This window comes from Streptomyces sp. EDA2-14 (assembly GCF_054963755.1).
Genome location: NZ_JBUEGE010000002.1, coordinates 186444 through 207023, shown reverse-complemented (window position 1 = coordinate 207023; position 20580 = coordinate 186444). Strand labels below are relative to the sequence as shown.

At 72.6% G+C, this 20580-nt stretch carries 17 protein-coding genes; 6 read left to right on the top strand and 11 right to left on the bottom strand.

Annotated features, from left to right (window positions below):
• The first annotated feature begins 22 nt into the window (after positions 1-22).
• Positions 23-889, top strand: coding sequence for an ABC transporter ATP-binding protein (locus tag ACY34M_RS07205; RefSeq protein ID WP_462716423.1), 867 nt, complete (start codon positions 23-25; stop codon positions 887-889).
• On the top strand, positions 886-2457 hold the full coding sequence (locus ACY34M_RS07200; protein ID WP_462716424.1) for a transporter: 1572 nt from the start codon (positions 886-888) through the stop codon (positions 2455-2457). Before ACY34M_RS07205 ends, ACY34M_RS07200 begins: the two co-directional genes overlap by 4 nt.
• Positions 2458-2766: 309 nt before the next feature.
• Here ACY34M_RS07200 and ACY34M_RS07195 read toward each other — a convergent pair whose 3' ends face one another.
• The gene (locus tag ACY34M_RS07195; RefSeq protein ID WP_462716425.1) at positions 2767-3297 is read right to left on the bottom strand and encodes a DinB family protein; all 531 of its coding nucleotides are present in this window, start codon (positions 3295-3297) and stop codon (positions 2767-2769) included.
• A 140-nt stretch (positions 3298-3437) separates the two neighbouring features.
• Between ACY34M_RS07195 and ACY34M_RS07190 the strand changes: the two genes are divergently transcribed.
• Positions 3438-4811 carry a PAS domain-containing protein gene (locus tag ACY34M_RS07190; RefSeq protein ID WP_462716426.1) on the top strand — a complete coding sequence of 458 codons (1374 nt, stop codon included), beginning with the start codon at positions 3438-3440 and terminating at the stop codon, positions 4809-4811.
• Positions 4812-4868: 57 nt separating this feature from the next.
• Here the strand turns inward: ACY34M_RS07190 and ACY34M_RS07185 are convergent, their stop codons facing one another.
• The gene (locus ACY34M_RS07185) at positions 4869-5633 is read right to left on the bottom strand and encodes an SIS domain-containing protein (RefSeq protein ID WP_462716427.1); all 765 of its coding nucleotides are present in this window, start codon (positions 5631-5633) and stop codon (positions 4869-4871) included.
• A gap of 255 nt (positions 5634-5888) precedes the next feature.
• On the opposite strand from ACY34M_RS07185, the gene ACY34M_RS07180 reads away from it, so the two are divergent.
• Positions 5889-6581 carry a metal-dependent transcriptional regulator gene (locus ACY34M_RS07180; RefSeq protein WP_462716428.1) on the top strand — a complete coding sequence of 231 codons (693 nt, stop codon included), beginning with the start codon at positions 5889-5891 and terminating at the stop codon, positions 6579-6581.
• Between the two features lie 549 nt (positions 6582-7130).
• Positions 7131-7997: an alpha/beta fold hydrolase gene (locus ACY34M_RS07175; protein WP_462716429.1), complete on the top strand. Its 867-nt coding sequence runs from the start codon at positions 7131-7133 to the stop codon at positions 7995-7997.
• 81 nt (positions 7998-8078) lie between these two features.
• On the opposite strand, the gene pdxH is transcribed toward ACY34M_RS07175, so the two are convergent.
• Positions 8079-8717 carry a pyridoxamine 5'-phosphate oxidase gene (gene pdxH, locus ACY34M_RS07170; protein WP_462716616.1) on the bottom strand — a complete coding sequence of 213 codons (639 nt, stop codon included), beginning with the start codon at positions 8715-8717 and terminating at the stop codon, positions 8079-8081.
• Between the two features lie 280 nt (positions 8718-8997).
• On the opposite strand from pdxH, the gene ACY34M_RS07165 reads away from it, so the two are divergent.
• On the top strand, positions 8998-10110 hold the full coding sequence (locus ACY34M_RS07165) for a citrate synthase 2 (RefSeq protein WP_462716430.1): 1113 nt from the start codon (positions 8998-9000) through the stop codon (positions 10108-10110).
• Between the two features lie 51 nt (positions 10111-10161).
• Here ACY34M_RS07165 and ACY34M_RS07160 read toward each other — a convergent pair whose 3' ends face one another.
• From ACY34M_RS07160 to ACY34M_RS07125, 8 genes are read right to left on the bottom strand one after another with little or no spacing between them, the layout of a single operon-like run.
• Positions 10162-10740 carry a TetR/AcrR family transcriptional regulator gene (locus tag ACY34M_RS07160; protein WP_462716431.1) on the bottom strand — a complete coding sequence of 193 codons (579 nt, stop codon included), beginning with the start codon at positions 10738-10740 and terminating at the stop codon, positions 10162-10164.
• Positions 10728-11477, bottom strand: coding sequence for an enoyl-CoA hydratase family protein (locus ACY34M_RS07155; RefSeq protein ID WP_462716432.1), 750 nt, complete (start codon positions 11475-11477; stop codon positions 10728-10730). The genes ACY34M_RS07160 and ACY34M_RS07155 overlap by 13 nt, the downstream gene beginning before the upstream one ends.
• Positions 11477-13039, bottom strand: a complete 1563-nt coding sequence (locus tag ACY34M_RS07150) for a 4-coumarate--CoA ligase family protein (protein ID WP_462716617.1) — start codon at positions 13037-13039, stop codon at positions 11477-11479. Before ACY34M_RS07150 ends, ACY34M_RS07155 begins: the two co-directional genes overlap by 1 nt.
• 36 nt (positions 13040-13075) lie before the next feature.
• On the bottom strand, positions 13076-14257 hold the full coding sequence (locus ACY34M_RS07145; RefSeq protein ID WP_462716433.1) for an acyl-CoA dehydrogenase family protein: 1182 nt from the start codon (positions 14255-14257) through the stop codon (positions 13076-13078).
• On the bottom strand, positions 14254-16116 hold the full coding sequence (locus ACY34M_RS07140; protein WP_462716434.1) for an acetyl/propionyl/methylcrotonyl-CoA carboxylase subunit alpha: 1863 nt from the start codon (positions 16114-16116) through the stop codon (positions 14254-14256). Before ACY34M_RS07140 ends, ACY34M_RS07145 begins: the two co-directional genes overlap by 4 nt.
• Positions 16117-16124: 8 nt before the next feature.
• The gene (locus ACY34M_RS07135) at positions 16125-17723 is read right to left on the bottom strand and encodes an acyl-CoA carboxylase subunit beta (protein ID WP_462716435.1); all 1599 of its coding nucleotides are present in this window, start codon (positions 17721-17723) and stop codon (positions 16125-16127) included.
• Entirely contained in the window at positions 17720-19540 is a 1821-nt protein-coding gene (locus ACY34M_RS07130; RefSeq protein WP_462716436.1) for an acyclic terpene utilization AtuA family protein, read from the bottom strand. Before ACY34M_RS07130 ends, ACY34M_RS07135 begins: the two co-directional genes overlap by 4 nt.
• Positions 19537-20343, bottom strand: a complete 807-nt coding sequence (locus ACY34M_RS07125) for a TIGR03084 family metal-binding protein (protein WP_462716437.1) — start codon at positions 20341-20343, stop codon at positions 19537-19539. Before ACY34M_RS07125 ends, ACY34M_RS07130 begins: the two co-directional genes overlap by 4 nt.
• Positions 20344-20580 lie beyond the last annotated feature (237 nt).

Here is a 20580-nt window from a genome sequence, read left to right as displayed (position 1 = left end):
AGACGAGGAAGGGCGGGCACAGTTGACCTCGGCCGAGGAAACCGCAGCCGTACGCGTACACGACCTATGGAAGTCGTTCGGGCAGCAGACCGCCGTCGCCGGCATCGACCTCACGCTGCCCGCAGGACGGTTCATCGGCCTCGTCGGGCCGAACGGGGCGGGCAAGACCACCACGCTCTCCATGGTCACCGGCCTGCTCCGCCCCGACCAGGGAACCGTGCACGTCGCGGGCCACGACGTCTGGGCCGACCCCGCCGAGGTCAAGGCCCGCATCGGCGTCCTCCCGGAAGGGCTGCGCCTCTTCGAGCGCCTCTCCGGCCGGGAACTCCTCGCGTACACCGGCAGATTGCGCGGCCTGCCCGGCGCCGAGGTCGACAAGCGCGCAGCCCAACTCCTCGACGTACTGGACCTGGCCGGGGCCGCCAACAAGCTCGTCGTCGACTACTCGACCGGCATGCGCAAGAAGATCGGCCTCGCCGCGGCGCTCCTCCACAACCCCGAAGTCCTGTTCCTGGACGAACCCTTCGAAGGCGTCGACCCGGTCTCGGCCCAGACCATCCGCGGCGTCCTGGAACGCTACACACGCTCCGGCGCGACGGTCGTCTTCTCCTCCCACGTCATGGAACTGGTCGAGTCCCTGTGCGACTGGGTGGCCGTGATGGCGGCCGGCCGCATCCGCGCCCAGGGCCCGCTGGCGGAGGTCCGCGGCGAGGCGAACTCCTTGCAGGAGGCGTTCCTCAACCTCGTGGGAGCGCACGGACGGGACAGTGGAGGGACGCTGGACTGGCTGGGCAACAATCAAGCCCCGCCGGCGATTGAGGCGTGGGGTCCGGGGCAGGGCCCCGAGTCCGCAACCACGTCACAGCACACCAAGCGGACCCACCCATGACAGCCGTCCTCGTACAGCTCAAGCTCGCGCTCCTGCGCAACGGCCTCCGCCAATCCGCCGGCAGGCGAGCCGCCTACATCGCCTCGCTCCTCGCCGCCGCACTCGTCGGCGCGCTCCAGCTCCTCGGCCTGATCCTCCTCCACGGCAACGCGCACGCCGCAACCGTCGGCATCCCCCTCACCACGCTCCTCGCCCTCGGCTGGGCCGTGCTCCCGCTGTTCTTCCCCAGCGGCGACGAAACCCTCGACCCCACCCGCCTCGCGATGCTCCCGCTGCGCCCCGACCCACTGGTCCGCGGCCTCCTGGTCGCGTCGCTGGTCGGCATCGGACCGCTGTTCACCCTCTGCCTCGCGTTCGGCGCCGCGTACGCGGTGGCGCACGGAGCGGCGGCCACGGTCGTCGCGGTGCTCGCGGTGCCGCTCACCGTCCTCACCTGCGTCGCCCTCGCCCGGACCGTGGCGGCGGCCAACATCCGCCTGCTCACCAGCCGCAAGGGCCGCGACCTCGCCGTCCTGAGCGGGCTCGTCATCGCCGTCGGCGCGCAGCTCGTGAACTTCGGGGTGCAGCGGCTCGGCGCGGCGGGCGGCGTGGGCGCGCTCGACCCGGTGGCGAAGGTCCTGGGCTGGATCCCCCCGGCGTCGGCGATCGCGGCGGTCGACGCGACGAGCAAGGGGTCGTACGGCACGGCGCTCGCGCGGATCGCGCTCTGCGCGGTGGCTCTGCTGGCCCTCCTGGCCCTCTGGCGGCGCGCCCTGACGCGCCTGATGACGGCGCCCGACGGCTCCACGATCGAGGCCGCGACCCCCGGCCGCCGTCGCACCCGCACCGGCCCCCGCCTGCTGCCGGAGGGCCGGACCGGGACGGTCATGGAGCGCAGCCTCCGCTACGTGTGGCGCGACCCGAAGACCAAGGCGGCCTGGGTCACATCCCTCGCGATCGGCCTCATCGTCCCCGTCTTCAACGCGCTCCAGGGCACCGGCACCGTCTACTTCGCGTGCTTCGCGTCCGGGATGCTCGGCATCCAGATGTACAACCAGTTCGGCCAGGACACCTCGGCGTTCTGGATGGTGGCCGCGACGATCGCGTCGCCACGGGACGCGTACGTCGAACTACGCGCGCGTGCCTACGCACTGCTGCTGATCACCCTCCCGTACGCGACGCTCGTCGTCCTCGTCACCACGGTCCTGCTGGACTCCTGGGCGGACCTCCCGGAAGTCCTCGGCCTGTCCTTCGCGCTGCTCGGCGCGATGCTCGCGACTGGCGCGTGGACCTCGGCCCGGTTCCCGTACTCGATCCCGCAGGAGGGCTACAAGAACGTGGCGCCGGGGCAGGCGGGCCTCGCCTGGATATCGATCTTCGGCGGCATGGTCGCGGCGGCCCTGGTCTGCGCCCCCGTCCTCGCCCTGACGATCGCGCTGCACGCGACGGACTCCGCGTCCTGGAACTGGATCCTGCTGCCGGTCGGCGCGGTGTACGGGGCGGCGGCGACGTTCCTGGGCCTGCGCCTCGCGGCCCCGCGCACGGCGGACCGTCTGCCGGAGATCCTGCTGGCGGTGAGCAAGGGCTGAAACGCAGACGACCCGCGAGCCGTGGTTCCTCCCGTACGAGACGGTCGGAAGCCGGCCGGACGTACCGGCGGCTCGCGGGTCGGGTGACTGCTTGGGATTGGGCCGGCTGCGCGCACTGACACGCGCTGGTCCGGCGCCGAATTCGAGATGCGACGTCGGGCCTCTAGCCCGCAGTCACCTCACGCGTCCGGTTGTCATACATCTGCCGAACCACCTCCCTTCTGTGTGCCTGCCACCTTAGGAAGGTCCCTGGCCCCCTTCAACCGGTTTTACGCGGCGTTGAGGGGACCCACGGGCCGAGGCCGGTCCTCAGGAGCCGGTGGTGCCGTCGATTGCCTCGCGGAGGAGGTCCGCGTGGCCGTTGTGGCGGGCGTATTCCTCGATCAGGTGGGTGAGGATCCAGCGGAGGGAGACCTGGGGGTCGCCGGTGAAAGCGGCTTCCCGCGGGGAGAGGGTGCCGGTGGTGTCCAGGGCGGCGGTCGCGGTGAGTTGGCGGGCGCGGGCGATTTCGGTGCGCCACTGGGCGAGGGCGTCCTGGAGGGTGCGGTCCGGTGTGAGGGTGAAGGCGTCCGGGCCTGCCGTTTCGTACACCGGTGGGGTGTCGTGGGCGCCCGCGAAGACGCGCTGGAACCAGTTGCGTTCGACCTCGGCCAGGTGCTGGACCAGGCCGAGGAGGGTGAGGGACGACGAGGGGATCGCACGCGCGCGTGCCTGTGCGTCCGTCACGTTCGCGCACTTGACGGCCAGCGTCTCGCGGTGGAAGTCCAACCAGCCTTCGAGGGTGCTGCGTTCGTCGGCGGCCGGGGGCGGGACGGGGCGGCCGTCGGGCAATGTCGTCATGCGTTGCATGCTGGACGTATGTGCTCTTGGGTTTCTTCGAACTTGCCTGAAGTCCGTGTGGGATGCGTCACGTTCGAGTTGAATGATCTGGAGCAGTACGAGGAATTCGTCGCGCCGACACAGCCTGCAGGGGGTGCCAGGTGAGTGCTTCCCGGCGTAGTGGGACCACTGATGCGCTCGGGCCCGAGGAGCCGGAGCCGGACGGGGCCGATCTCTTGGCCGCGTTGTTGGACGGCATGGACGCCGCGTTGTGCGCCTTTGACGCCGATGGGGTCGTGACCCATTGGAACCGGGAGGCCGAGCGGGTGCTCGGCTGGACGGCCGAGGAGGCCGTGGGCCGGCGCGGGTTCGCGGGGTGGGCCGTGCGGCCCGCCGACGCGGAGGAGGTGCAGGGGTGGCTGATGGCCGCGATGCACGCCCCGGGTCGGCAGGTGCACGAGTTCGCGCTGCTGACGAAGGACGGCGGGCGGGTGCTCGTACGGACTCAGTCCGCCGCCGTGCGCGGGGCCGACGGCAAGCCCGCGGGGGTGTACTGCGCGTTCAGCGAGGTGCACGCGCAGATCGACCTGGAGCGGTCCATCGCGCTCAGCGAGGCCCTGTTCGAGGACGCCGCGTGGGGTGTCGTGCTGGTCGACGCGGATCTGCGGCCCGCCGTGGTGAACGGGCATGCGGCGCGCGCCCTGGGCGCCGGGCGCAACGCCGTCCTCGGGCGGCCGCTCGGGGATCTGGTCGGGCAGGGCGTGGAGGAGCTGGAGAGCGCGCTCGCCCATGTGCTCGCCGAGGGCCCGCCGCCGACTCCGACGGAGGTGTGGGTGACGCTGCGGCGGCCCGGCGAGGGCGGCGGGCGCACCGAGCGCAGGTGCTGGCGCAGCGGCTTCGTACGGCTCGCGTCACCGCTCACGGAGGAGCCGGTGCCGCTGGGTGTGGGCTGGCTGTTCCAGGACGTGACCGAGGCGAAGCAGAGCGAGCAGGAGGCCGCCCAGCTCCGGTTCCGCTCGCAGCAGCTGCAGCGTGCGGCGCGGGCCGCCGCCGAGTGCGAGGACCCGGCGGAGGCGGCGACCGTGCACCTGGACTTCGCGCTCGCCGGGTTCGCCGACCACGCGGTGATCGATCTGGTGGCGAGCGAGGAGCCGCTGCGGCTCGTCCGCGCCGCGACCACGCCTTCGGGGGCGCCGGGTCCGAGCCTGCTGGTGTCGCGGGGCGCGCTGCCGGTGCGGTACGCGGCGGGACATCCGGCGTTGCAGTGCGTGGAGCGGGCGGGCTCGGTGCGGGCCGCCGCCGACGCGGGGGCGGCCGGTGGTGAGTGGGCGCTGGAGCGGCAGTGGCCGGAGGGCACGGTGTACGCGTTGTGCGCGGTGCTGCGCAGCCGGGGGCGGACCGTGGGCGTGGTGACGTTCCTGCGGGGCGCCAGCCGGGTCGGCTTCGAGCGCGGGGACGCCGTGTACGCGGAGAGTGTCGCGGTGCGGATCGCGGGTGCGGTGGATCTGGCGTGGGCGCTGGCGGCGGACCGGTAGCGCCTACGACCGGCCGGTAGCGCCCACGACCGGCCGGTAGCGCCCCAGCGGGCCGGTTCAGCGCCGGTAGTAGATCCGGTCCCCGTACTCGTCGAAGACCCGCGCGTTCCACTCCAGGCCGCCGTCCACGTTGCCGGAGCGCAGCAGCGGGGGCTGGATGCCGCGGTCGGCCAGGGACGCGGCGCAGGTGGCGAGGGTCGCCTGCATCAGGGCGCTGGCGGTGACCGTGGAGGCGGGGCCGAAGGGCGTGTCGACGCCTTCGTGGGTCAGCTCGGCGTCACCGATCGAGATCTTGGAGTCCAGGACGATGTCGCAGTGGTCGCGCAGATAGCTGCCCGAGGCGTGCCGGGAGGTGGGGGCGTCGGGCCCGGTCGCGTACGACAGCGAGGTGACGCCGATGACCTTGATGCCGGCCGCGCGGGCGCCGAGGGCCATCTCGACGGGGAGCGCGTTGCGCCCGGACAGGGAGATGATCACCAGTACGTCGCCGGCCTGCGCGGGGCTGGCCTCCAGGACCGCGGCGGCGAGCCCGTCGACCCGTTCGAGGGCGGAGCCGAGCGTCGCGGGCATCACGTCGACGCCCACGGTGCCGGGCACCGACAGCAGGTTCATGAGGGCGAGGCCGCCCGCCCGGTAGACGACGTCCTGGGCGGCGAGCCCGGAGTGGCCAGCGCCGAACGCGAAGAGGCGGCCGCCCGCGGCGACGGTGTCGGCGAGGAGGGTGCCGGCCGCGGCGATGTTGTCGGCCTCCTCGTCCCGGATCCTGGTCAGGAGTCCGATGGAGGCGTCGAGGTACTGCGCGGCCAGCTTGCTCTCGCTCATCGGCGTGCCCCTTGGGTCCTGGTGAGTCGGGTCGCGTCGCGGCGGTGCGTGGCGCGTTCGCGGATCACGGTGCGGTCTGGACCAGTGCTCTGTCAATACGCCTTACGGCCCCGCCGTGCCCGGCGTTTCCCTGGCGCGTCACGGTTGTCAGCGGTATGCGTCAGAATTGAGTTCTGGGTTCCAGGGCCAGCGCACACGCTGCGCGGTCAGCCAGCGGAGCTGTCGCGAAGCTAGAGAGCTACACGAGGGGCACGTATGTCCGGACTGATCGACACCACGGAGATGTACCTCCGCACCATCCTCGAGCTGGAGGAGGAAGGTGTGGTCCCCATGCGCGCCCGGATCGCCGAGCGGCTCGACCAGAGCGGGCCGACGGTCAGCCAGACCGTGGCGCGCATGGAGCGGGACGGCCTGGTCGCCGTGGCCGCCGACCGACACCTGGAGCTGACCGACGAGGGCCGGCGGCTCGCGACGCGCGTGATGCGCAAGCACCGGCTCGCGGAGTGTCTGCTCGTGGACGTGATCGGCCTGGAGTGGGAGCAGGTGCACGCGGAGGCCTGTCGCTGGGAGCACGTGATGAGCGAGGCCGTGGAGCGCCGCGTTCTGGAGCTGCTCCGCCACCCGACGGAGTCGCCGTACGGCAACCCGATCCCGGGCCTCGAGGAGCTGGGCGAGAAGGACGGGGCGAATCCTTTCCTGGACGAGGGGATGGTCTCGCTGTCCGACCTCGACCCGGGGTCCGACGGGAAGACGGTCGTGGTGCGCCGGATCGGCGAGCCGATCCAGACGGACGCGCAGTTGATGTACACGCTTCGCCGGGCAGGCGTGCAGCCCGGTGCGGTGGTCAGCGTGACGCAGTCGCCGGGCGGGGTGCTCGTCGGCAGCAGCGGTGAGGCGGCGGAGCTGGAGGCGGACATCGCCTCGCACGTCTTCGTGGCCAAGCGCTGAGCCGAGCGCCGACCCGGGCGTAGAGCCGGGCGCAGAGCCGAGAGCAGAGTCGAGCGACTCCCTGCGGGGCAGGCGTCAACTTCCGTGTCGTGCGATTAAGTTGACTTCTATCCGCACATGCTGCACTTCCGCGCAGAAAACAAGATTCACTGTGCGGAACCGCAGCGATCGGACGCTCGGCGTGCAAGGCTGTCGCGTGAGGCATATGACCAGAGGGGGCCGCACATGGACCGGCCGATCATGGTGCGAGGGGACCGGGGAGCGCGGCGGGACCCACATACAGAGGGCCCCGGCGCCTCGCGGCGCCGGGGCCTGTCCTCCCCTGTTCCGACCCGGAGCCCCGAGCTCCCAAGGTCGATCCCCTCGGACCGTTTTCCCCGAGCGGTCCGCCTCCCGCTGAAGAGATCCCCTCGACAGCGCCGGTCATTCCTTGAGGCCTGTCACTCAAACGAGGGGTGTAGTCCGAGAGCACCACGCTTTCGAAAACAGGTTCGATAGCGTGAAGAGGTACGCGACTGCAGGCGCGACCACGAGGGGGTGCCAGGGCCTATGGCGCGGCGCATCGACGTGACCGGAGCAGGCGGTATCCGCCTGGCCGCCTGGGAGTTCGCCGACCCGCCCAAGACGGGCGAGGCCGGCCACAACAACCCCGGAGTCCTGCTGCTGCACGGGCTCATGGGCCGGGCCTCCCACTGGGCGGGGACGGCCCGCTGGCTCTCCGAGCGACATCGGGCGGTCGCGCTCGACCAGCGCGGGCACGGGCAGAGCGACAAGCCGCCGCAGGGCCCGTTCGACCGGGACGCGTACGTCCTGGACGCGGAGGCGGCGCTCGTCCAGCTGGGCCTCGAACCGGCCGTCCTCATCGGACACTCCATGGGAGCGCTCACAGCGTGGCAGCTCGCCGCCCGCCGCCCCGATCTCGTCCGCGGCCTCGTCGTCTGCGACATGCGGGCCTCCGCCCTCGGGGCGGCCTCCCAGCGGGAGTGGGAGGACTGGTTCAAGTCCTGGCCGCTGCCGTTCGCGACACTCGCGGACGTCCGGAAGTGGTTCGGGGAGGACGACCCGTGGGTGGAGCGGCCCAACCCGGCGCGCGGGGAGTTCTACGCCGAGGTCATGACGGAGACCGAGGACGGCTGGCGGCCCGTGTTCTCACGGCGCCAGATGCTGGAGGCGCGCTCCACGTGGGTCTACGACGCGCACTGGGAGGAGCTCGCCGCCGTCCAGTGCCCGGCGCTCGTGCTGCGCGGCCTGGACGGGGAGTTGGGGCGGGCGGAGGCGCAGGAGATGGTGCGGGTCCTTCCCCGCGGGGTGTACGCGGAGGTGGCCGACGCCGGGCATCTTGTGCATTACGACCAGCCGGAGGCGTGGCGCTCCGCGCTGGAGCCGTTCCTGGACGGGGTCCTGGCGGAACTGTGAGCGGGGGCGGGGTCGCGGGTCTCTGCCCCGGACCCCGCGCCTCAATCGCCGGCGGGGCTTGAAAATGGTCGACTTGACCGGTCAGGGGCTGAGGCGTTCCACGAGCCAGGCGTCCGGCACCGGGCCACGCACGTACCGGAGGCGGTCGTGGAGGCGGTTTTCGCGGCCCTGCCAGAACTCGACCGTGCGGGGGGTGATCCGGTAGCCGCCCCAGTGCGGTGGCACCGGGACCGCGGTGCCCTCGGGGTGACGGGCGGCGAGCTCCGCGTACCGCGCGTCGAGTTCCGCCCGGGTGACCACGGACGACTGGGCGCTGGCCCACGCGCCCAGTTGGGAGCCGTGCGGACGGGAGTGGAAGTACGTCTCCGTCTCGGTCCTCGACGTCCGCTCGGCCGTGCCGGTGACCAGCACCTGACGTCCCATCGGATGCCACGGGAAGAGCAGCGCGACGTGCGGGTTCCCGGTGAGGTCCCGCGCCTTGCGGGAGCCGTAGTTGGTGTAGAAGACGAAGCCCGCCTCGTCGTACGACTTGAGCAGCACCGTGCGGGAGCTGGGGCGGCCCTCGGTGTCGGCGGTGGAGACGACCATCGCGTTGGGTTCGGGCAGCGGGGAGCCGGGGGCCGCCGCCTGTTTGAACCAGCGCGTGAACTGTTCCATCGGATGCGGGGCGAGGTCGCCCTCCAGCAGGCCGCCGTCCGGGGCGCGGTACTGCTCGCGCATGTCGGCGAGGTCGAGTTCGGGATCGTCGTGGGCGCTCACGGCGTCATCCTGCCGGAAGGACGGGTACGGGCGCACGCAGGGTGAGACATGGCACTGAGTGCCGCGAGCCCTCGCCAACCGTGGCACGCAGGGTTATGTTCCAAGTGCCGAAACGGTTGAGCCGCCTGCCGTACGGGGCATCACGGGTGTACCGAACCGGAGCGCGAGTCGCACGCGACCGCGCATCCGCCCGGTCCACGCGCACCGTCCGCCCAGTCCACGCATCCAGAGGAGCCGCCCGATGTCCGATCTCACCTCCGGCTTTGTCCCCGGCCTCGAAGGTGTCGTCGCGTTCGAGACCGAGATCGCCGAACCGGACAAGGAAGGCGGCGCCCTGCGCTATCGGGGCGTCGACATCGAGGATCTGGTCGGCCACGTGTCGTTCGGCAACGTATGGGGCCTGCTGGTCGACGGGGCCTTCAACCCCGGCCTGCCGCCCGCCGAGCCGTTCCCGATCCCCGTGCACTCCGGTGACATCCGCGTGGACGTGCAGTCGGCGCTCGCCATGCTCGCCCCCGTGTGGGGCCTGAAGCCGCTGCTCGACATCGACGAGCAGAAGGCCCGCGACGACCTCGCGCGCGCCGCCGTCATGGCCCTGTCGTACGTCGCGCAGTCCGCGCGCGGGCAGGGCCTGCCGATGGTGCCGCAGCGGGAGATCGACAAGGCGGACACCGTCGTCGAGCGGTTCATGAAGCGCTGGCGCGGGGAGCCGGACCCGAAGCATGTCGCGGCCGTCGACGCGTACTGGACGTCCGCCGCCGAGCACGGCATGAACGCCTCTACGTTCACGGCCCGCGTCATCGCGTCCACCGGGGCCGATGTGGCGGCGGCGCTGTCCGGGGCGGTCGGTGCGATGTCCGGGCCGCTGCACGGGGGTGCGCCGTCCCGGGTGCTCGGCATGATCGAGGAGATCGAGCGGACGGGGGACGCCGACGCGTACGTCCGCAAGGCGCTCGACAAGGGTGAGCGGCTGATGGGCTTCGGGCACCGGGTGTACCGGGCGGAGGACCCGCGGGCGCGAGTGCTCCGCAGGACGGCGCGTGAGCTGGGGGCGCCGCGCTTCGAGGTGGCGGAGGCGCTGGAGAAGGCGGCGCTTGCCGAGTTGCACGCGCGGCGTCCGGACCGGGTGCTCGCCACGAACGTGGAGTTCTGGGCGGCGATCGTGCTCGACTTCGCCGAGGTGCCGGCGCACATGTTCACGTCGATGTTCACGTGTGCGCGGACCGCCGGGTGGAGCGCGCACATTCTTGAGCAGAAGCGCACGGGGCGGCTTGTGCGGCCCTCGGCCCGCTACGTGGGCCCGGAGTCCCGTCCGCCGCAGTCCATCGGGGGCTACGCGGACATCGCGCGCTAGTCGCCGCGCCGGGCTGGGCGCCCGCCGTTCCCGTTGCGCGGCACCGGGCGCTCACCCCAGTACCCGGTCGACCAGCACCCCCCACTCCGCCACCACTCGGTCCCGCCGTACCCGGTCGTCCGTGAGGAGGTTGGCGAGGCCCAGGCCGCGGGCCATGTCGAGGAGGCCCTGGACCACCTCGCGGGCCCCGGGGACCGACTCGTCCGCGCCGAGGAGTTCCACCGCCATCCGGTGGGTTTCGCGGCCGACGCGGGCCTCCAGCTCGGTCACCCGGCCCCCGAGCTGCGGCTCGTTCGACGCGGCCACCCACAGGTGCAGCGCCGCCCGGAACAACGGCCCCGTGTAGAGGTCGACGAGCGCCGCCACCGCCTCCGCCCGCCCCTGCGGCCGCAGCGCCCGCAGGGCCTCGGAGCGCTCCTCGGCGACGTACTCGACGGCCGCGGTGAACAGGTCCTCGCGGGTCGGGAAGTGGTGCTGGGCGGCGCCCCGCGAGACGCCGGCGTGCTCGGCGACGACGGAGACCGTGGAGCCGGACCAGCCGTGCGCGGCGAGGCAGGCGACGGCGGACTCCAGGAGCCGTTGCCGCGTCACCCGGGAACGGTCCTGCTTCGGCAGCGTCACAACACCCATGCGGGGTCCCGTCGTTCGAGGAAGGCGGTCATGCCCTCGCGTGCCTGCGGGGAGCCGAACAGCCGCGCGGAAAGCGCCGTGAGCGACTCCGCGTCCCGGTCGAAGGCCTCCAGGACCTTAACCGTGAGCAGCTTCTTCGTCTCGGCCAGGGCCTCGGGGGACGCCTTCCGCAACCCCGCGAGGACCGGTTCGAGCGCCTCGTCAACCTCGTCCCCGGCCACCGTGACGAGCCCGATCCGCGCCGCCTCCGCCGCGTCGAACCGCTCGCCCGTCAGGTAGTAGCGGGCCACCGCGCGCGGGTCGAGCCGGGGCAGCAGCGGCATGGAGATCACGGCGGGCGCGACCCCGATGCGTACCTCGGTGAAGGCGAAGGAGGAGGCCGTGGAGGCCGCCGCCATGTCGCACGCCCCCAGCAGGCCGAGCCCGCCCGCCCGTACGTGCCCCGCGACCCGCGCCACCACCGGCTTGTCCAGCGCCACGATCTGCCGCAGCAGTCCCACCAGCGCGGCCGGGTCCGGCGGGTCCTTCAGATCGGCGCCCGCGCTGAACGTGCCGCCGGTGTGGGTGAGGACGACGGCGCGCACGTCGCGGTCCTTGTCCGCCTCCCGCAGCCGCTCCCCCAGCTCGCCGACGAGGGCCGCCGACAGGGCGTTGCGGTTGCCGGGCGAGTCGAGGGCGAGGGTGGTGACGCCCCGCTCGTGGGCGTGCGCGACCAGCGGCGTGTCCCCAATGACCATCAATGCTCCCTCAGTTCGCGGCGCAGGATCTTTCCCGACGCCGCCCGCGGCACCCCGTCGACGAACGCGACGCGGCGGATCTTCTTGTACGGGGCGACGCGTTCGGCGACGTACGCCATGACGTCGGCGGCGCCGAGCGCGGGGTCGGCGCGGACGACGAACGCCTTCGGCACCTCGTTGCCCTCGTCGTCGACGACGCCGACGACGGCCGCGTCGGCGATGCCCTCGTGGCCGAGCAGCAGTGCCTCCAGGTCGGCGGGGGCGACCTGGAAGCCCTTGTACTTGATGAGTTCCTTGACCCGGTCGACGACGAACAGCCAGCCGTCGGCGTCGACGCGTCCGACGTCCCCGGTGTGCACCCAGCCGCCCTCGTCGATCATGTCGGCGGTCGCGTCGGGGCGGCCGAGGTAGCCCTTCATGACCTGCGGCCCGCGGATCAGGACCTCGCCGGGCTCGCCGGGCGCCACGTCCTTCGCCGGGTCGTCGAGGGACACGATCCGCATCTCGGTGGCCGGGATGAGCCGTCCGACGGCGCCCGGCGGCGGGTTCTTCGCGTCGTACGGGACGACGTGCGTGCCGGGCGAGAGCTCCGTCATTCCGTAGGCCTGGCCGACGGGCGGCAGGCCGAGGCGGCGCGCGCAGGCGCGGGCGAGTTCGCCGTCGAGGGGCGCGGCGGCGCTGATGACGTGCCGGAGCGACGACAGGTCGTAGCCCTCCACGGCCGGGTGCTTGGCGAGGGCGAGGACGATCGGCGGGGCGACGTACAGGTGGGTGATGCGGTGTCTCTGGATCGCCGCGAGGAACGTGTCGAGGTCGAAGCGGGGCAGGACGACGACGGTGGAGCCCTGCCGCAGCGGGCCGTTCATGAGTGCGGTGAGGCCGTAGATGTGGAAGAAGGGCAGGACGGCGAGGATGCGGTCGCCGGGGCCCGTCGGGAGGACGGGCTGGAGCTGGGCGAGGTTCGTGGCGATGTTGCGGTGGGTGAGCATGACGCCCTTGGGCGTGCCGGTGGTGCCGGAGGAGTACGGGAGCGCCGCCACGTCCTCGGCGGGATCGAACGGCACGGAGGGTTCGGGCGCGGTGGTGTGCCGCATGTCCATCAGGGAGCGGTGTCCGGAGTCCCCCGCCGGGTCGCAGACGAATATCTCCCGTACGCCGCCCGCGAGTTCGGCCGCGGCGCGGGCCACCTCGACGAGCGGGGTGAGGGTGACGATCCAGTTGGCGCCCGCGTCGCGCAGCTGCCGGGCGAACTCCTGCGGCGTCGACAGCGGGTGCGCGGTGGTCACGGAGGCGCCCGCGCGGGTGGCGCCGTAGAACGCCACCGGGTAGGCGATCGTGTTGGGGCTGTGCAGCGCCACGACGTCGCCCTTGCGCACACCCGCGTCGGCGAGCCCGGCCGCCACCTTGCGGTGGAGCATGTCGAGCGCCGCGTAGGAGAGGGTGGTGCCGGACGCCGCGTCGACGAGGGCGGGGGCGTCGCCGCGGGCAGCCGCGCCCCCGAGCACGGCGTCGTGGATGGGCTCGTCGACGACCGCGACGTCCGCGTACTCACTCACGTACACCATGCCGAACTCCTCGCTGCAAAAGGGCAGTTGGGGTCAGTACGACTTGGGGAGACCCAAGCTCTGGTGGGACACGTAGTTGAGGATCATTTCCCGGCTGACCGGGGCGATGCGCGCCACCCGTGAGCCGGTGATGAGCGAGGCGAGGCCGAACTCGCGGGTGAGGCCGTTGCCGCCGAGCGTGTGCACGGCCTGGTCGACGGCGCGCACACAGGCCTCGGCGGCGGCGTACTTGGCCATGTTGGCGGCCTCGCCCGCCCCGGCGTCGTCGCCCGCGTCGTAGAGCCGGGCCGCCTTCTGCATCATCAGGCGGGCCAGCTCCAGCTCGATGTGGATCTGTGCGAGCGGGTGCGCGACGGCCTGGTGGGAGCCGATGGGGGCCTGCCAGACGGTGCGTTCCTTGGCGTACTCGACGGCCCGGTGCAGCGCGTACCGGCCCATGCCGATGGCGAAGGCGGCGGTCATGACGCGCTCCGGGTTGAGCCCGGCGAAGAGCTGGAGCAGTCCTGCGTCCTCGTCACCCACGAGAGCGTCGGCGGGCAGCCGCACCTCGTCAAGGGTCAGCTCGAACTGCTTCTCCGGAGCCTGGAGTTCCATGTCGATGCGGCGGCGGCCGAAGCCCTCGGCGTCCCTGTCCACGATGAAGAGGCAGGGCTTGAGCCTGCCGGTGCGGGCGTCGGAGGTGCGGCCGACGATCAGGGTGGCGTCCGCGATGTCGACGCCGGAGACGAACACCTTGCGCCCGTTCAGCACCCACGAGCCGTCGTCGTCCTTGCGGGCGGTGGTGGTGATGCGGTGCGAGTTGGATCCGGCGTCGGGTTCGGTGATGCCGAAGGCCATGGTGCGGCTGCCGTCGGCGAGTCCGGGCAGCCAGGCCCGCTTCTGTTCCTCGGTGCCGAAGCGGGAGATCACGGTGCCGCAGATCGCGGGCGAGACGACCATCATGAGCAGCGGCGACCCGGCGGCCCCCAGCTCCTCCAGGACGATGGAGAGTTCGGCGATGCCGCCGCCCCCTCCCCCGTACTCCTCGGGCAGGTTCACGCCGAGGTAGCCGAGCTTCGCGGCCTCCGCCCACAGCTCCTCGGGGTGGTCCTCGGCGGCGGTGACGCGGGTCATGTAGTCGCGGCCGAACCGCTTGCCGAGCGCGGCGACGGCGGCGCGCAGCGCCCGCTGCTCCTCGGTCTCGAGGGCGGCGCCGGTGACGGTGCTGGTGCTCATGCGGGTGTTTCCTCCTGTACGACGGCCAGCAGGGCGCCGACCTCGACCTGACGGCCGACGGCGGCGTGCACAGCGGTGAGCGTTCCGGAGGCGGGGGCGACGATGCGGTGCTCCATCTTCATCGCCTCCAGCCAGATCAGCGGCTGCCCGGCGGTGACGGCGGCGCCTTCGGCGAGCCCTTCGGCGACGCGGACGACGGTGCCGGGCATGGGGGCGAGCAGGGAGCCGGGGGCGCGCTGCTCGCTGGGGTCTGTGAAGCGGGGCAGGGCGGTGAGCGCGAGCCCGTTCACGTACACCCGGCCGTCGTCGTAGGCGGCGACCGTGAACTTCCTGCGTACGCCGCCGGTTTCGAGGACGACGAGATGCGGTGCGGCGCCGACGACGTGGACGCCGTCGGCGGCGAGGCCCGCGCGGGTGTGCCGGTAGCGGGCCTCGTGCTCGGTGCCGGAGGGTTCGGCGCGGTAGCGCTTGACCTGGGGCTGCGAGGCGACGTTGCGGAAGCCGCCGAAGCGGTGGCCGTGCGCGGCGGCGTCGGCGAGCGCGGCGGCCAGCGGGGCGAGCGGGTCGTCGGCGGTGGCGGTCAGTTCGTCGAGGTGCCGCTCGTAGAACCCGGTGTCCATGCGCCCGGCGGTGAACTCCGGGTGGCGCAGGGAGCGGACGAGCAGCTCGCGGTTGGTGACGGGGCCGTGCACGGCGGCCCGCTCCAGGGCCCCGGCGAGGGCGCGGACGGCGGCGGCGCGGGTGGGGGCGTGGGCGACGACCTTGGCGAGCATGGCGTCGTAGTGCACGCCGATGGTGTCGCCGCCGGTGTACCCGGTGTCGAGGCGGACGCCTTCGGGGACGGTGAGGCGGTGCAGGGTGCCGGTCTGCGGGGCGAAGCCGGCGGCCGGGTCCTCGGCGTAGAGCCGGGCCTCGACGGCGTGGCCGTGCGGGGCCGGGGGCTCGGGATCGAGGCGGTCACCCTCGGCGATCCGGAGCTGGAGCGCGACGAGGTCGATGCCGAACACGGCCTCGGTGACGGGGTGTTCGACCTGGAGCCGGGTGTTCATCTCCAGGAAGTGGGCGCGCCCGTCGGCGACGAGGAACTCGACGGTGCCGGCGCCGACGTATCCGGTGGCCCGGCACGCGCGCTCCGCCATCTCGTGCACGGCGTCCGACACGTCGCGGGCGAGATCCGGCGCGGGCGCCTCCTCGATCACCTTCTGGTGGCGCCGCTGCAACGAACAGTCGCGTGTGCCGAGGACCCACACGGTGCCGTGCGCGTCGGCGAGGACCTGCGCCTCCACGTGCCGACCGCCCTCGACATACGGCTCGACGAACACCTCGCCGTCACCGAAGGCGGACAGCGCCTCGGCCCGCGCGGCCTCCCGTTCCTCCTCCAGCGCGGCGAGTTCGCGGACGACCCGCATCCCGCGCCCGCCACCGCCCGCGGACGCCTTCACGAGGACCGGCAGATCGGCCTCGGTGACCTCGCCCAGCGGCGCGATGCCCATCAGTTCCTTGGCGCGCGTCTTGGACGCCATCGCCTCGATCGCCTCCGGCGAAGGACCGATCCAGACGAGCCCGGCGTCGACGACGGCGCGGGCGAACCCCGCGTTCTCGGAGAGGAAGCCGTACCCCGGGTGCACGGCGTCGGCCCCCGCCTCCAGAGCGGCCTTCACGACGAGGTCGCCGCGCAGATACGTGTCGCCGGGCGTGGCCCCCGGGAGCCGTACGGCGAGGTCGGCCTCGCGGACGTGCAGGGCGTCGGCGTCCGGGTCCGAGTGCAAGGCGACCGTACGGATGCCCAGGTCACGGCAGGTGCGGAAGACGCGGCAGGCGATCTCGCCGCGGTTGGCGACAAGGACAGAAGTGATCATGTTCGGCCTCACATCCGGAAGACGCCGAAGCCGCCGCGGGCGCCCTCGTACGGTGCGGTGTGGATCGCGGACAGGCAGATGCCGAGCACGGTCCGGGTGTCGCGCGGGTCGATGACCCCGTCGTCGTAGAGCCGCCCGGACAGGAACATCGGCAGCGACTCGGCCTCGATCTGCTGCTCGACCATGGCGCGCAGACCGGCGTCGGCCTCCTCGTCGTACGGCTGTCCCTTCGCGGCGGCGGACTGGCGCGCCACGATCGACAGGACGCCCGCGAGCTGCTGCGGCCCCATGACCGCGGACTTGGCGCTGGGCCAGGCGAAGAGGAACCGGGGGTCGTAGGCGCGCCCGCACATGCCGTAGTGCCCGGCGCCGTACGAGGCACCCATGAGGACGGAGAGGTGCGGGACGCGGGAGTTGGAGACCGCGTTGATCATCATCGCGCCGTGCTTGATGATGCCGCCCTGCTCGTACTCCTTGCCGACCATGTAGCCGGTGGTGTTGTGCAGGAAGAGCAGCGGGATGTCGCGCTGGTTGGCGAGCTGGATGAACTGCGCGGCCTTCTGGGACTCCTCGCTGAAGAGCACGCCCTGCGCGTTGGCGAGGATGCCGACGGGGTGGCCGTGCAGCGCGGCCCAGCCGGTGACGAGCGAGGCCCCGTACAGCGGCTTGAACTCGTCGAAGTCCGAGCCGTCGACGATCCGGGCGATGACCTCGCGGGGGTCGAAGGGCTCCTTCAGGTCCTCGGGCACGATGCCGAGGAGTTCCTCGGGGTCGTACTTCGGCGGCTCCACAGGCTGTGGATCGGCGTACGCCTTGCGGTGGTTGAGGCGGGCGACGACGCGGCGGGCCTGGCGGATCGCGTCCTGCTCGTCGTGGGCGAAGTAGTCGGCGAGCCCCGAGGTGCGGGCGTGCATCTCGGCGCCGCCCAGCGACTCGTCGTCGCTCTCCTCGCCGGTCGCCATCTTGACCAGCGGCGGACCGCCGAGGAAGACCTTCGCCTTCTCCTTCACCATGATCACGTGGTCGGACATGCCGGGGATGTACGCGCCTCCGGCCGTGGAGTTGCCGAAGACGACGGCGACGGTGGGGATCCCGGCGGCGGAGAGCCGCGTGATGTCCCGGAAGATCCCGCCGCCGGGGATGAAGATCTCCTTCTGCGAGGGCAGATCGGCGCCCCCGGACTCGACGAGCGAGATGCAGGGCAGCCGGTTGACGTGGGCGATCTCGTTGGCGCGCAGCGCCTTCTTCAGGGACCACGGATTGCTGGCGCCGCCGCGCACCGTCGGGTCGTTGGCGGTGATCAGGCACTCGACGCCCTCGACGACGCCGATGCCGGTGACGAGGGAGCCGCCGACGGCGTACTCGCTGCCCCAGGCCGCGAGCGGCGACAGTTCGAGGAACGGGGTGTCCGGGTCGAGCAACAGCTCTATTCGCTCCCGCGCGAGCAACTTGCCGCGCTTGCGGTGCCGTTGGACGTACTTCTCGCCGCCGCCCGCGACGGCCTTCGCGTGCTCGGCGTCGAGCGCGGCGAGCTTGTCGAGGAGCGCGGTGCGGTGGGCGGCGTAGTCGTCGGACCGGGTGTCCAGGGCGCTGGCCAGGACCGTCATAGGAGGGCCTCCGGTATGTCGAGGTGGCGGGAGCGCAGCCATTCGCCGAGGCCCTTGGCCTGCGGGTCGAATCTGGCCTGCGCGGCGACGCCCTCGCCGAGGATTCCCTCGACGACGAAGTTGAGCGCGCGGAGGTTGGGGAGCGGGTGTCTGGTTACGGTCAGGCCGGTTCCGGTGCCGGTTCGCGGCAACGGTGTTGCGGTCGCGGGGCGCTGCCCCGGGCCCCGCTGCTCAATCGCCGCAGGGGCTTGAAAGGACGCCACTTGAGCTTGATGCGTCTCCGGCAGGAGGGCGCGGAAGCGGTCGACCGTCAAGGTGTGGATCAGCCAGCGCCATGCCTCGTCCGTCTCCACCCACACGCCGACGTTCGCGTCGCCGCCCTTGTCGCCGCTGCGGGCGCCCGCGACGACGCCGAGCGGGGCGCGGCGGGTCGGGCCAGGCGGGAGCGGTGGGGGAAGCGCGGGTTCGGTCACCGTCGCCAGGGGGCGGGTCGGGCCGGCCGGTACGGGGATCTCCCGCCGCTCCCCGTCCGGCAGCACCGCCACGTGCGGGACCTGCGAGCGCTCCACGTACGCCGCCTCGAACACCCCGTACGGGGCGCCCTTTCCGGGCGGGGCCGTGACGTGGAAGCCGGGGTAGGAGGCGAGGGCCAGTTCCACCGCGGCGCCGCTCAGCGACCGTCCGACGGCCGCTTCCTCCTGGTCGCGCACGACGAGGCGGAGCAGCGCGCTCGCGGTCTCCTCGGTGTCGGCGTCGGGCCGGTCGGTGCGGGCGAGTTCCCAGCGGATGTCGGCGGGCGGCTTCGGCGCCTTCCCGAGCGCGTCGTCCATCTGCTCGCGTACGAGGTCGGCCTTGGCCTCGATGTCGAGGCCGGTGAGGACGAAGACGACCTCGTTGCGGAAGCCGCCGAGCCGGTTGAGGCCGACCTTGAGGGTGGGCGGCGGGGCCTCGCCGCGTACGCCGTCGATCCGCACCCGGTCGGGCCCGTCCGGCGTCAGACGGACGGTGTCGAGGCGGGCGGTGACGTCGGGTCCGGCGTACCGGGCGCCACCGGTCTCGTACAGGAGCTGTTCGGTGACGGTGCCGAGTGCGACGGTGCCGCCGGTGCCGGGGTGCTTGGTGATGACGCAGGAGCCGTCCTCGTGGATCTCGGCGAGGGGGAAGCCGGGGCGGCCGAGGCGCGCGCGGTGGGCGGCGAACCGTGAGTAGTTGCCGCCGGTCGCCTGCGTCCCGCATTCGAGGACGTGTCCGGCGACCACGGCGCCAGCGAGCCGGTCGTACGACTCTGAAGACCGGGTGTCCCAGCCGAAGTGCCAGGCGGCAGGACCGGTCACCAGCGCCGCGTCGGTGACGCGTCCCGTGACCACGATGCCGGCGCCCGCGTCGAGGCAGGCGGTGATGCCGGCGCCGCCGAGGTAGGCGTTGGCGGTGAGGGCGCCGGGGAAGCGGCCGGTGCCGAGCAGGTCGTCGCCCTCGACGTGCGCGACCCGCACGTCGACGCCGAGCCGGTCCGCCAACGCCCGTATCTGCGCAGCGAGTCCGGCCGGGTTGAGCCCGCCCGCGTTGGCCACGAGGCGTACCCCGCGCTCGACGGCGAGGCCGAGGCAGTCCTCCAACTGGCGCAGGAAGGTGCGGGCGTAGCCGCGGTCCGGGTCCTTCAGCCGGTCGCGGCCGAGGATCAGCATGGTCAGCTCGGCGAGGTAGTCCCCGGTGAGCACGTCGAGCTCGCCGCCGCTCAGCATCTCCCGCATGGCGTCGAACCGGTCGCCGTAGAAGCCGGACGCGTTGCCGATCCGCAGCGGAGGACGCCCCGTCACGCGGCGCCTCCCCCGGGCCCTTTCGGTGCGCGACCGGCGCCGGGCGGACCGGCGAAGGCCTGCGCGATGTCGAGCCAGCGGTCGGCGTCGGGGCCCTCGGCCCGTACGTCGACGTCGTCGCGGTGTGCCCGCTGGGTGACGAGGAGGCAGAAGTCGAGGGCGGTGCCGGTGACCCGCTGGGCGGCGCCCTCGGGGCCGTACGTCCACAGCGCCCCGTCCGGACTCTCCAGCTCCACGTGGAACTCCTCGGCCGGCGCCGGAAGGCCCCGCACCGCGAAGGCGAAGTCACGGGCGCGTACGCCGATCCGCGCGATGTGCCGCAGGCGGTCGGTGGCCGCACGCGTGACCCCGAGCGCGTCGGCGATGTCCTGCCCGTGCGCCCACGTCTCCATGAGCCGCCCGGTGGCCATCGAGAGGGCCGACATCGGCGGCCCGTACCAGGGGAACCTGGTCCTGGACTCGGCGGCGGCCCGCAGCACCCGGTCCAACTCCTCGCGCCCGGAGCGCCATTGCGCGAGCAGGGCGGCGGGGCCCTGCGCCGCCCCGGCCTCGGCCCCCTCGTCGACGAACGTGTCCGGCTCGGCCAGCGCCTTCTCGACCTCGCCGGCGAACGCGTCCGGCTCCTTCATGGCGAGCAGCGCGGCGCGGTCGGTCCACGCGAGGTGGGCGATCTGGTGGGCGACGGTCCAGCGGGGCGCCGGGGTGGCCAGCACCCACTGCTCTGGCGTCAACTGCCGGATGAGCTCCTCCAGTTCGTCGCCCTCGTCCTGCAAGGCGTCGAACACGGCGGACGGTTCGGACACGGTGCGCTCCCCTCGGGGCACGGCGGTGTGCGGCGTGCCTGGAGCATGGCAGCGGACACAGAAACAAGCAAGCGTGCTTGCATGAAAAACATGCCGACCGGCGCGCGCGAAATAGACGTGCCGACGGGCGAGTTCAAGATCCGCCAAGTCACGGCTCTGTCCCAGCGGTGACGGCGGAACAGTCGTGTGTAACAGGCATGTACAAGGCGGCGGAGAGGCGGAACGGTTCGCGAGACG